This is a genomic window from Exiguobacterium sp. SH31, assembly GCF_001816105.1.
GTDB classification, from domain to species: Bacteria; Bacillota; Bacilli; order Exiguobacteriales; family Exiguobacteriaceae; genus Exiguobacterium; species Exiguobacterium aurantiacum_A.
This window is the reverse complement of record NZ_LYTG01000055.1, coordinates 1-12500: the sequence shown is the minus strand read 5'-3', so window position 1 is coordinate 12500 and position 12500 is coordinate 1. Positions and strand designations below refer to the sequence as shown.

The window sequence follows — 12500 nt, the reverse complement described above, 5'->3', positions numbered from 1 at the left end:
TTCAAGTACCAGGCCACGTGTTGACGCATTTCACGAACCGCCGCCACCTCGCCTTTCAAGTCGATCAAACGATCGAGATGTAGCATGCAAATGTCAATTTTCTCGCGTGCCTCCGGCTCGGCCGGAAGTTCACCCGTCTCGAGGTACTGCACCGTCTGATAGAGCATCCATGGATTTCCGAGGGCAGCCCGCCCGATCATGACCGCATCGACACCGTAATGGTCGAGGGCATGCTTCGCTTGTTGCGGCGTCGTAATATCACCGTTCCCGATGATCGGGATGCCCGCAATTTTCTTCGCCTCACCAATAAGCTCCCAGTTGGCTGTTCCTTCATACAATTGGGACCGCGTCCGTCCGTGAATCGCGATCGCCGCCGCGCCACCGGATTCGGCCGCTCTGACGTTATCTAGAAGGTAGATGTGCTGACTGTCCCAGCCGGTGCGCATCTTGACGGTCACCGGTTTGTCCACCGCCTTCGATACGGCGTTCACCATCTCATAAACCTTATCCGGATCGAGGAGCCACTTGGCACCCGCTTCACATTTCGTGACTTTCGGGACCGGGCACCCCATGTTGATGTCAATGATATCGGCGTTCGTGTTTTGATCCACGTATTGCGCCGCTTTCACGAGCGTGTCTTTCGAACCGCCAAAAATTTGCAGGCTGAGCGGCTTTTCGCGCTCATCGACGTACAACATGCGCAGCGTTCTCGCGTTTTCAAATAAAATCCCTTTGTCGCTGACCATCTCCGCACAAACGAGTCCGGCACCGAATTCCTTCGCAATCAAACGAAATGCCGGGTTCGTCACTCCGGCCATCGGGGCGAGGACCGCCCGATTTTTTATATCAACGTTACCAATTTTGAACCCTGACATTGCTTCACTTCCTTCAATAGCGTTAAACAGAACCGACTAATGACGTTAACGACTGTAGACGTACGACGTCGCGCCGCTCCGATTCCGGCAAGGCGTCGCATAATTGTCGTACCGTCTTCCCATTCACCTCGAGCGTCGGAGCAATCTCCGCGAGCGGGGCGAGGACAAAAGCACGTTCATGCATTCGCGGATGCGGAACAGTTAAGTGCTTCGATTGTATATATTCGCCGTTATAGAGCAAGATGTCAAGGTCGATCGTACGCGGCCCGTTCTTAAACAGACGCTCTCTCCCAAGACCGCGCTCAACCTGTTGGAGACGAACGAGCGCATCGTCCGCCCCGAGCGATGTCTCGACTTCGACGACCATGTTATAAAACGATGGTTGATCTGTATAGCCGACCGGTGCCGTCTCGTATACATTCGATTGCTTCGTCACATGAAGACCGGCCGCCTCCATCTCTTGAAGGGCACCGAACAAATAACACTCCCGTTCACCGATATTCGAACCAAGCGCCACATACATCATCCGTTACGCCTCCGCGTCATCTCAATCGCGACTGAATCATAATGACCCGGAATCGGCGGGTCCGGTTTGATGACCTTGACCGTCACACTTTGAATCTTGTCACTGTGGGCGAGCACGGCCGTCGTGATCCGTTCACCGAGTGCTTCGAGTAAGTTGACCGCTTCGCCTGTGACGATGTCTTCTGTCAGTTGATAGAGTCCGGCATAGCTGACGCCGTCCTCCAAATTATCGGACTGGCCGGCAGGGGCCAGGTCTAACTCACACATCAAATCAATATTAAATCGCTGACCGAGCCGGTTCTCTTCTTCAAATACACCGTGGTAACCGTAAAAACGCATCCCGTTCACAAACATCTTATCCAACTTGTCCGCCTCCTAACATCGCATCCATCATCCGTGACGCCCGTTTGTTCTCTAACACATCATGCACCCTTACCCAGGCGCATCCTTTCGCGATTCCGAGACATGTCGTCGCGACCGTCCCTTCGACCCGCTCCTCGGTCGGTAAATCAAGTGTCTGGCCGATGAACGATTTTCGCGATGTCCCGAGCAGAACGGGGAACCCGAGATTCGTGATGACGTCGAGCCGATTCATGAGCTCTAAGTTTTGGTTGTAGTCCTTGGCGAAGCCGATGCCGGGGTCTAACCAAATCTGGTCATCACGAACACCGGCGGCACGGGCGATCGCGATTGATTCTTGTATGTCGCCGACGACTTCTTCGATGAAGTGTCCATAGTTTCGGTTGTCTCGATTATGCATCAAAATGATCGGGACGTTAAACTCTTTGGCCACTTCTGCCATCGATTGATCGTCCCACTTCGACCCCCACACATCATTGATCATGTCAGCGCCTGCTTCAAGTGCCGCTCGCGCAACGATAGGTTTGTACGTATCGATCGAGATCAGGACGTCAAGCTCCTCTTTCAGGCGGCGAATGACTGGGACGACGCGGGCGATCTCTTGATCCGCCGTGACGAACTGTGCGCCCGGCCTTGTCGACTCGCCTCCGACGTCGATCGCATCGGCCCCGTCCTGAACGAGCCGTTTAGCGTGTTCGAGCGCTTGCTCGACTGCGTTATAACGTCCACCGTCTGAAAATGAATCTGGCGTCACGTTTAAAATGCCCATAATTTTTGTCATGCTGTTCCCTCGCTTTCAATCGCTCGTCGTAACTCGGACCAACACGCTTTAAATCGAGCCCCCTGCTTGCCTGGATACGTCCGGTCGGCATAAGCGGTGACCGGTGCGATTTGTTGCACCGAGTTCGTGAGCCAAATTTCGGACGCTTGCTCGAGTTCTTTAAACGTCACATCACGCTCGAGCACGTCAAACGTCTCCATCAGCCAGTGCCGGGTCACGCCGGCAAGCGCCCCGGTCTCAAGCGGCGTCGTCCATAGCCGCCCATCCTGTTCCACCCAAAAGATGTTTGAGACGAGTCCCTCGACGACACGTCCCGCCTCGTCCGCGAACAAACCTTCCGCTTCCCGGTCGACCAAGGCCCGTTTTCCAAGGATGTTGTTCATATAGTGATGCGACTTCAAACGGAACGCCGCTTCCGGTCGACTTCTCGGAAACGGGATTGCCTCGAGCCGTTTCTCGGTCGGTTCGAACGTGTCCGGTAACGGTTTGACGAGCAGCGTCACGTTCGGACGTGAGTAACGCCCGTCGTGCAGACCGAGCGGAGCGACACCGGCGGAGACGTTCAGTCGGATATATAAGTTCGGCGCCTCGTTTTGACGCACGACGTCTTGAATCGCCTGCACGATCTCCTGCTTCGTATAAGGTAGATCGATCCAAAGAGCGTCCATGCTTTTCTCAAGCCTGCACCAATGGAGGTCGAACAAGAACGGGACCCCGTCAAACGTCCGGAACGTCTCGAACAATCCCATCCCGTACAAAAAACCGTGGTCCTGAACCGGCACCGTCACTTCTGAACTGCCGCGCAGTTCGCCGTTATGCCAAAGCCACATGACGATACGCCTCGATAAAATTTTTAATCATGTCTTTCCCATGTTCCGTCAAGATGGCTTCAGGATGAAATTGGACGCCCTCGATCGGCAATTCTTTATGGCGTAGCGCCATGATCTCTCCCGTGCTCGTCTCAGCCGTCACTTCTAAACAGGACGGCAATGAAGCTCGCTCGACGGCAAGCGAATGATAACGCGTCACGATCGTCTGCTGTGGGATGTCTTTAAATAACGTCTTGCCGTCATGTTCGATCGGTGACGTCTTCCCGTGCATGAGGCGGTCCGCATGGACGACTTTCCCGCCGAACGCCTGACCGATCGCTTGGTGACCGAGACACACCCCGAAAATCGGGATCTTCCCAGCAAACGTCCGAATCGCGTCGACGCTGATTCCCGCTTCGTTCGGCGTCCGCGGACCTGGCGAGATGACGAGATAACTCGGACCCATCTGTTTAATTTCTTCGATCGTAACGTCGTCATTACGACGCACGATCAAGTCCTCTCCGAGCTCACCAAAGTATTGAACCAAGTTGTACGTGAATGAGTCGTAGTTATCGATGAGTAAAATCATACCGTCGCCTCCGTCATTTCTTTCGCGGCCCATAGCGCCTTCGCTTTCGACAACGATTCTTCATATTCAGCGACCGGGTCGGAGTCGATGACGATCCCCGCCCCGGCCTGGACGTGGGCCATCCCGCCTTTGACGACCATCGTCCGGATCGTGATGTTAAAGACGAGGTCGTCGTCCCAACTGATCCAGCCGAACGAACCCGTGTAAATCCCACGTCGAACCGGTTCAAGTTCCTCGATGATTTCCATCGTCCGAATTTTCGGGGCACCGGTAATCGTTCCGCCCGGGAACATCGCCCCGAGCGCCTCTGACCCGGACACACCGTCTCGCATCGTGCCCCGCACGTTCGAAACGATGTGCTGGACGTGTGAGTACTTCTCGATGACCATCAATTCGTCGACGTGCACCGTCCCATAAGCGGCCACTTTCCCGAGGTCGTTCCGCTCCAAATCAACGAGCATGACGTGCTCGGCCCGCTCTTTCTCGTTATCGAGCAACGTCCGCGCTAGTTCCATATCTTCTGCCTCGTCCCGTCCGCGCGGCCGTGTCCCGGCGATTGGGCGTGTCGAGATCGACGTCCCATGTTTCTCAATCAACAGTTCTGGCGAAGCCGACACCATCGTCAAAAAATCGTCGACGAAGTACCCCATGTATGGTGAAGGATTCATTTGGCGCAACGTGTCATAGACGTGGCGCGGGTCCGCGAGCAGCGCTTCCGATTGGCGGACGCTCAGATTCACTTGGAACACGTCGCCTTCGACGATGTAGTCTTGAATTTTCTGCACAGCTTCGACGAATTCATCTTGCGATAGAGAACGCGCTCGCTCGAGCGGCGCTTGCGCGACCGGTCCGAACGCGTAATGCGTCTCCGTCTGCCATAGGGCAGCCCAGCGCTCGAGCTTCGCTTCTACTTCTTCATCGGCGGTGACCAGCAAATAGAGGAGCGACGTCGCTTCGTCGAATACCGCCACTTCGTCAAACAGCAAGAAGGAGACGTCGGGCGTCCCTAGATCATCTTCCGCTTGACGCGGCAAGCGTTCAAGTGTCCGGGCGACATCGTAACTGACATAACCGATCATCCCGCCGAAGAATGGCGGTGCCCCTTCTGGTCTTGCGGCAACGTAACGGGCCCGTACTTGCTCAACGATGTCGAGCGGTTGGCCATAAAACGTCTCGGTCTTATCTGAAATGACGAGCGTTCCAGTCCCGTCTTTCACGTGAAGCGCACCGAACGGCTCGATCCCGGCCATCGTGTAACGTCCAGCCCTCCCGCTCTCGAGCCACGCATAGCGCTCGCCAGCTTCCGTCAACGTCATATACGTCTCATACATTCTTTCTATTGTCGTTTGCATCGTTTTGAACGCTGTCGTTCTCACGTCAAATCCCCCCGTTCCACTCATTCATGCCTCTAATTGTACACAAGAAAAGGCAGTTACCGAAAGAAGATGTCTTCTGGTAACTGCCGTTTGTTATGCGCGAACGCTGTCTGATTCTTCGTCGAACTGATAGAGCGGCGTGCTAAGGTAGCGTTCTCCGTTTGACGGGATGATCGCGAGCACGTTTTTGCCTTTTCCAAGGCGCTTCGCCGTATCGACCGCGGCCGCGATGGCTGCACCTGATGAGATGCCACCGAGCACACCGTTCGTCCGAGCCGCGAGACGCGCGTATTCGAACGCCTGCTCTGTCGTGATTTGAAGGACACCTTCGTAAATCTCAGTGTCTAAAATCGACGGGATAAAGCCGGCCCCGATGCCTTGAATTTTATGAGGTCCTGGCTTCCCTCCAGATAAGACTGGAGAATCGACCGGTTCGACCGCTAAAATTTGCACGTCTGGATAGTGGGCTTTCAATACTTTGCCCGCTCCTGTGATCGTTCCGCCTGTACCGACACCAGCGATAAAAGCATCGACTTGAAGACCTGACGCGTCGAACGCATCAACGATCTCAGGGCCGGTCGTCATTTCATGGACGTTCGGGTTGGCCGCATTATTGAATTGTTGCGGGAGGAAGTAGCCGTTTTTCTCAGCTTCTTCTGTCGCCCGACGAATCGCTCCGCCCATCCCCTCAGGACCAGGCGTCAAAATCAGCTCGGCACCGTATCCGCGAAGCAGATTGCGTCGTTCCATACTCATCGTTTCCGGCATGACGAGAATTGCCTTATAGCCTTTAGCAGAACTGACCATCGCGAGTCCGATGCCCGTGTTCCCACTCGTCGGCTCGATGATTGTGTCACCCGGCTTTAAGACGCCTTCTTCCTCAGCGGCCTCGATCATCGCTAAGGCAATCCGGTCTTTTACACTCGAACCAGGGTTCATATATTCCAACTTCATGTAAACCGTCGCGTCATCCGGGCCAGTCAGCCCGTTTAACTTCACGATTGGAGTCTTGCCAATTAAGTCTGTCACTGAATCTACGATACGCATTTCATTTCCTCCTTCATAATTCCGACTATTCCGATATTGTAATAATACCCTATCGGATTGAAAATATGCAATTTGGAACGACAGCCTCAGCGTGCTTGCTGTTTCATCACTTCGAGCTGTTCAGCCGAGAAGTGATACTTTTCGCCGCAGAAGTGACAAACTGCTTCAGCGCCGCCATCTTCTTCAATCATTTGACGGATCTCTTCGGTGCCGAGCCCGATGATCGCACTCTCCATCCGATCTCGGCTGCACGTACAGTTGAATTGTACCGGTTTGTGATCGAGCACTTCTAAGCTATCTCCGAGGAGCATATGCAGCATCTCTTCCGGTGTCTTCTCTTCTCCGATGAGGACCGACACTGGCGGGAACGTCTTCAATGCGTCTTCTAACGCTTGAATCGTTTGTTCTGAAGCGTCTGGCATCAACTGGACGATAATCCCGCCGGCAGCTAAAATCGATTCATCTTCCGGAAGCACGAGCACGCCTGCTCCGACGACTGAAGGCACTTGTTCCGACGTCGCGAAGTAGTACGTGAAGTCTTCGCTGATCTCACCTGTTTGAATTTCGGACGAACCGCCAACGAAGTCTTTTAGACCGAGGTCTTTGATGACCGAGACTGTACCGCGGCCGACGACTTCGCCAACTTTCAACTTCGTCAATCCGTGGTCGTTGACGAACGTACCGCCCTCGACACGCGGGTGTGACACGTATCCGCGAACGTCTCCTGCCGTGTCCGCATCGACGATAATTTTCCCGATCGGTCCATCGCCTTCGACTTTAAGGGTGACGCGCGCGGCTCCTTTTTGCATTGAACCGATCATCGTCCCGATCGTCATCGTCCGACCGAGCGCGGCTGAGGCGACCGGTGTCGTCTGATGGCGAAGTTGCGTTTCGAAAATCGTTTTCGTCGTCCGTACGGCGAACGCCCGGACTTCTCCACCGAACCCGAGGGCACGGACGAGATAGTCGTCTTTCATTTGGTCAAGTAACGCTTGTTGTTCTGGTTGAATCATATTGAGTAACTCCTTTAAAGTTTATTTCTGGTTGCGCTCATAGATGAGACGAAGTCCATCGAGCGTCAAGAACGAGTCGACGACGTCAATCGTTTCGGCATGTTCACTGATCAAACGGGCCAGCCCACCTGTCGCGATGACGGTCGCTTCCCCGACTTCACGCTTGACGCGACTGACGATGCCATCGACTTGGGCGACATACCCGTAATACGTGCCCGATTGCATCGCTTGGATCGTATTTTTCCCGACGACGGTCGGCGGGGTCGCGAGCTCGATGCGCGGTAATTTCGCGGCCCGTTGATAGAGCGCCTCGACCGAGATCATAATCCCTGGGGAGATGATCCCGCCGTGATAACGGCGTTTGTCATCGATGTAGCAATACGTCGTCGCCGTACCGAAGTCGACGATGATCAATGGACCGTCGTACTTGGCAATACCTGCGACCGCGTTGACGATGCGGTCCGCCCCGACTTCACGCGGATTGTCGACGTGGATGTCGAGACCTGTTTTCACGCCGGGACCGACGACGATCGGCCGGACGTTGAAGTAGCGCTGTGACATCTGTTCGAGCGGGAAGATGACCGGTGGAACAACCGAAGACAAAATGACGCCGTCGATTTGGTCAAACGAGACGTTCGAGTGGTCAAACAACGACTTGACGAGCATACCGTACTCGTCGGTCGTTTTCGTGCGATCCGTCGAGATACGCCAATGATGGACGAGCGTCTCACCATCGTACATCCCGAGGACAATATTTGTATTCCCAACATCGATCACTAAAATCATGATATGGTTCCTCACTTTGTTGTCAATTACAGTTCGCTCGAATTATAACACGAAAAAAGACGAATGCCTTATTTAGGGCATTCGTCTCTTACACTTACCGTGATTCGTTGTTCGGGCGTTCCGTCGGTGTCGCTTCCGGCTTATCGCCTTCAGGGACAACGTCCGGCTTCGCTTCTTGAACGACTCCAGGCTGATCGATGACTTGCCCGTGCTTAACGGCCGCCTCATCTTTCTTCGCCTCATCGCTTGCATCATCTTTCGATGGTTCAGACGGCTCTTCCGGTTCGTTCGGAAGGAATTCGCGCGTCTTGATCAAGTGACGAATCTGTTTCGAATCGAGCGTCTCGACTTCGAGCAACGTCTTCGCGACGAGCTCGAGATCGTCTTTACGGTCCGTCAAAATCTGTTTCGCCTTCGCGTAACAACGGTTGATGATGTCCCGAATCTCGAGATCGATATCTTGTGCAATCGCATCCGAGTAGTTTTGTTCCGTTTGGAAATCGCGACCTAAGAAGACTTGTCCTCCATGATTTGATCCAAGTTGGAGCGGTCCGAGCTTATCGCTCATCCCGTAATCCATGACCATCTTCCGAGCGATACCAGTCGCGCGTTGGAAGTCATTGCTTGCTCCTGTCGACACTTCACCGAAGATGACGTCTTCCGCCACGCGGCCCCCGAGGAGACCAACGATTTTATCTTCGAGTTCAGGTTTCGTCATGAAGTAACGATCTTCTTTCGGAAGCATGACGACGTATCCGCCAGCGTTTCCACGTGGAACGATTGTCACTTTGTGCACTTCGTCTGCGTTCTCGAGTTCAATCCCGATAATCGTATGACCCGCCTCATGATAGGCGACGATTTGGCGTTCTTTCTCCGAGATGACGCGGCTCTTCTTAGAAGGACCAGCAATGACACGGTCAATCGCTTCCTCGACATCCACGACCGAGACCGCTGAACGGTCAGACCGTGCTGCGACGAGCGCTGCTTCGTTCAACAAGTTTTCAAGATCAGCACCTGAGAATCCAGGCGTCCGCTGAGCGATCGACTTCAAGTCAACTGTCGAATCGAGCGGTTTGTTGCGGGCATGAACTTTGAGTACTGCTTCACGGCCTTTAACATCCGGACGATCGACCGTGATTTGACGGTCGAATCGACCTGGACGAAGAAGGGCCGGGTCAAGAATGTCCGGACGGTTCGTCGCAGCAATCATGATGATTCCTTCGTTGTCACTGAATCCATCCATCTCGACGAGAAGTTGGTTGAGCGTTTGCTCACGCTCATCATGGCCGCCACCAAGACCGGCACCACGTTGACGTCCGACCGCATCGATCTCATCGATGAAGATGATACACGGTGCGTTCTTTTTCGCATTCTCGAACAAGTCGCGGACACGCGACGCCCCGACACCGACGAACATTTCGACGAAGTCAGAACCTGAGATCGAGAAGAACGGTACACCGGCTTCTCCCGCAGCTGCACGAGCGAGTAACGTCTTACCTGTTCCCGGAGGACCGACGAGCAAGACACCTTTTGGAATCCGTGCTCCAAGTTTCGAGAACTTGCGAGGGTCTTTCAAGAATTCGACGACTTCGATAAGTTCTTGTTTCTCCTCATCCGCCCCGGCAACGTCATCAAACGTTACACGACGTTTTTCTTGGTCGTAGAGTTTCGCCTTCGATTTCCCGAAGTTCATCACACGACCGCCACCACCGCCGCCTTGGGCTTGGTTGAGCAAGAAGAAGAACAAGATGAAGATGATGATAAACGGTAAGATCGCGAATACGATGCTAAACCAGCTACCACTCGACTCTGACTCTTCGATTTGAATGTCGGTATTCGCACGAAGTTGCGAGAGCACTTCGGCGTATTCGGCCTCGTTAGCCGGGATATTCGTTTCGTAACGCTGGTCTTCGTCTCCTGTAAGGTCACCTGTAATTGAGATGGCTCCCGGGATTTCCTGTACGGTTGCCGTTTCGATCCGATCATCTTCCACATATTCCAAGAACTTCGAATAAGAGAGCGTTTCGCTCTGGCTACTCGGGTTCTGTAAATATTGAAGGAACAAGATCAAGGCCAGGAAAATCACACCGAACACTAAGGTGTTTTTCACTGCACGATTCATTCTCTGCCTCCTATTCCGAGAAACGATGTTCTCGCCCATTCAGTATATGTGTATACTTTGGGGTATTTCTTTTATCTTAACACGTCACATTTTCAAAAGAAAAACGTTAGCCCCCGTAAACACTCGGCTTGAGCACACCGACGTAAGGAAGGTTACGATATTTCTCTTCGTAATCGAGACCGTAGCCGACGACAAACTCGTGCGGAATCACGAAACCGCTGTAGTCTGCCGATAGACCGTTCTTGCGACCCGTCGGTTTATCGAGCAACGTAACGATCTTCACCGACTTGGCTTTCCGATATTTGAGGAGATCGACGAGATAGCCGAGCGTGAGCCCGCTATCAATGATATCTTCTACAATCAAGATGTCTCGTCCTTCTACAGACGTGTTTAAATCTTTCTCGATTTTCACTTCACCTGTCGATGACGTTCCACCGTGATACGTCGATACGTCCATGAAGTCCATCTCTAAATGGATGTCCATTTCTTTGACAAGGTCTGACATGAACGGCATCGCGCCTTTCAATACGCAAACGAGAAGCGGAAACTCTTCTTTATATTCTTCGCTGAGCGTTGTCGCGAGTTCTTTCACCTTTACTTGAATCTCTTCACTTGAAATAAGCACCTTTTCCATATCGTTCATTAATGACATCTTGAAATCCTCCTCTTTCTAATCCGACACAATCATCATTTTACCATTAATCGTGGGCAAATCGCATCTGACTTATCCGGAAAATCCGAAACTCTTACTCCTACTATAGCGACAATCCTCCCTGTCGCGTCAACTACTAAGGGGACAAACGGACGATTTTCACGCCGGATTTTCGCATCGACCAAGATTCGGGCGACTTTTTTCGTCCCAATCGAGAGTTTCATCACATCCCCTGGCCGGACGGAGCGGACGGTCAACGGGAATGTGAGCGCCTCGAGGGGGATCCCGTCCTTGCCTGTGATGACTTCAAGTGAGAGCTCGCGGTCGCCAAAAGACGTCTGGACCGGGAGGCTCGAGATCACTCGGTCACCCGGTGCTTCAGTCAGCACTATATCGGTATGGGGGACGAGGCTGATCACCCCATCATACTTTTGCAGGCGCGCGCCGCCTTCGAGATCGTATCGTCCTGTTCCTTTTGGACTACCGAGGAGACGACGGATAGCTTCGCCCATCTCGACACCATATCTAGCCGATAAGAGTCGGCCGAGTACGTATCGTTCAGGTTCGTTCAAACCGGCCACGTCTTCAAGTTTCACATGAAACGTTTTCATATTACAACGGACGTGGCGCACCATCCACTTCCCGACGCCGTCGTAGCGTTTATGCCAGAGTTCACGCTGCCGACGGGCCGCGCTACCGACGTCTTGAACCACGTTCGGCCAAACATCGAGCAGTCGCGGGACGATGTGGTGCCTGATTTTGTTGCGCAAATAATCCGTCTGCTCATTCGACGCGTCTTCTCGCCAAACGAGTCCGTTCGCTGACGCGTACGCCAAGAGCTGTCGTTTTGTTTCCGTCAGCAACGGACGAACGATTGTCCCTCCGGCGAACGGACGACGTTCCGGGATCCCCGTCACTTCGACGACGTTTCGATGAAGCTGGATGAGTACCGTTTCGAGCTCGTCATCGGCGTGATGAGCCGTCATCAGTTCGATATACCCGTCTTCACGCATGACCGTTTCAAAAAATGCATACCGTGCCGCCCGGTAAACGGCTTGCGATCCCCCGTCCGGAAACGCAAGACGCTTCCCGTGAAACGGCACACCGTACGCTTTCGCCAACTGTCTCACGAACTCGAACTCTTCATCGGACTCAGGCCTAAGTCCATGATGGACGTGGGCGACCCCGACGTCAGCACCGCTTCTCACGACGCGGTCTAACAAGACGATCGAATCCATCCCACCCGATACGGCCACCAGCACTTTCGTCATCGTCGCTCCTCCTTGATATAACAAAAGAAGCCATCTCAAGTTGAGATGGCTTCTTTTCGCTTAGGTAAGTGACCCGTACGGGATTCGAACCCGTGTTACCGCCGTGAAAGGGCGGTGTCTTAACCGCTTGACCAACGGGCCTAAATAAAATGGTAGCGGCGGAGGGAGTCGAACCCACGACCTCACGGGTATGAACCGTACGCTCTAGCCAGCTGAGCTACACCGCCATGTTATTGTGTTGTGTCCTAAGCACATTTTCTATAATAACCAGTAGCCACGTCCGTGTCAATTCTT

Annotated in this window: 13 protein-coding genes and 2 tRNA genes (1 of these 15 running past the window's edge); all 15 read right to left on the bottom strand. The window is 53.5% G+C overall.

The features are described 5' to 3' along the window. Positions 1–875, bottom strand: partial view of a tRNA dihydrouridine synthase DusB gene (gene dusB, locus A6395_RS08150; RefSeq protein ID WP_016509635.1) — the 5' portion only. It extends 121 nt beyond the left edge of the window; 875 of the gene's 996 nt are visible here — the first part of the coding sequence; its start codon is at positions 873–875; its stop codon lies off the left edge, out of view. 22 nt (positions 876–897) lie between these two features. Continuing rightward, positions 898–1401 carry a 2-amino-4-hydroxy-6-hydroxymethyldihydropteridine diphosphokinase gene (gene folK / locus A6395_RS08145; protein WP_071398648.1) on the bottom strand — a complete coding sequence of 168 codons (504 nt, stop codon included), beginning with the start codon at positions 1399–1401 and terminating at the stop codon, positions 898–900. Further along, positions 1398–1763: a dihydroneopterin aldolase gene (gene folB, locus A6395_RS08140; protein WP_070329365.1), complete on the bottom strand. Its 366-nt coding sequence runs from the start codon at positions 1761–1763 to the stop codon at positions 1398–1400. The genes folK and folB overlap by 4 nt, the downstream gene beginning before the upstream one ends. Further along, positions 1756–2541, bottom strand: coding sequence for a dihydropteroate synthase (gene folP / locus A6395_RS08135; RefSeq protein WP_071398647.1), 786 nt, complete (start codon positions 2539–2541; stop codon positions 1756–1758). Before folP ends, folB begins: the two co-directional genes overlap by 8 nt. Then, on the bottom strand, positions 2538–3371 hold the full coding sequence (locus A6395_RS08130) for an aminotransferase class IV (RefSeq protein ID WP_071398646.1): 834 nt from the start codon (positions 3369–3371) through the stop codon (positions 2538–2540). Before A6395_RS08130 ends, folP begins: the two co-directional genes overlap by 4 nt. Beyond that, the gene (pabA, locus tag A6395_RS08125; RefSeq protein ID WP_071398645.1) at positions 3355–3939 is read right to left on the bottom strand and encodes an aminodeoxychorismate/anthranilate synthase component II; all 585 of its coding nucleotides are present in this window, start codon (positions 3937–3939) and stop codon (positions 3355–3357) included. Before pabA ends, A6395_RS08130 begins: the two co-directional genes overlap by 17 nt. Then, positions 3936–5315: an anthranilate synthase component I family protein gene (locus A6395_RS08120; RefSeq protein ID WP_286203277.1), complete on the bottom strand. Its 1380-nt coding sequence runs from the start codon at positions 5313–5315 to the stop codon at positions 3936–3938. Before A6395_RS08120 ends, pabA begins: the two co-directional genes overlap by 4 nt. A gap of 93 nt (positions 5316–5408) precedes the next feature. Next, complete coding sequence (cysK, locus tag A6395_RS08115) at positions 5409–6362, bottom strand: cysteine synthase A (RefSeq protein WP_071398644.1); 954 nt, start codon at positions 6360–6362, stop codon at positions 5409–5411. A gap of 86 nt (positions 6363–6448) precedes the next feature. After that, positions 6449–7375 carry an Hsp33 family molecular chaperone HslO gene (gene hslO, locus A6395_RS08110; protein ID WP_071398643.1) on the bottom strand — a complete coding sequence of 309 codons (927 nt, stop codon included), beginning with the start codon at positions 7373–7375 and terminating at the stop codon, positions 6449–6451. 21 nt (positions 7376–7396) lie between these two features. Then, positions 7397–8161, bottom strand: coding sequence for a type III pantothenate kinase (locus tag A6395_RS08105; RefSeq protein ID WP_070329371.1), 765 nt, complete (start codon positions 8159–8161; stop codon positions 7397–7399). Between the two features lie 94 nt (positions 8162–8255). Next, on the bottom strand, positions 8256–10283 hold the full coding sequence (ftsH, locus tag A6395_RS08100) for an ATP-dependent zinc metalloprotease FtsH (protein ID WP_071398642.1): 2028 nt from the start codon (positions 10281–10283) through the stop codon (positions 8256–8258). 106 nt (positions 10284–10389) lie between these two features. After that, positions 10390–10935, bottom strand: a complete 546-nt coding sequence (gene hpt / locus A6395_RS08095; protein WP_016509617.1) for a hypoxanthine phosphoribosyltransferase — start codon at positions 10933–10935, stop codon at positions 10390–10392. A gap of 35 nt (positions 10936–10970) precedes the next feature. After that, positions 10971–12206 carry a tRNA lysidine(34) synthetase TilS gene (tilS, locus tag A6395_RS08090; RefSeq protein ID WP_071398641.1) on the bottom strand — a complete coding sequence of 412 codons (1236 nt, stop codon included), beginning with the start codon at positions 12204–12206 and terminating at the stop codon, positions 10971–10973. Positions 12207–12275: 69 nt separating this feature from the next. Further along, positions 12276–12347 (bottom strand) — tRNA-Glu (locus A6395_RS08085). A gap of 9 nt (positions 12348–12356) precedes the next feature. Beyond that, positions 12357–12433, bottom strand: a tRNA-Met gene (locus A6395_RS08080). Positions 12434–12500 lie beyond the last annotated feature (67 nt).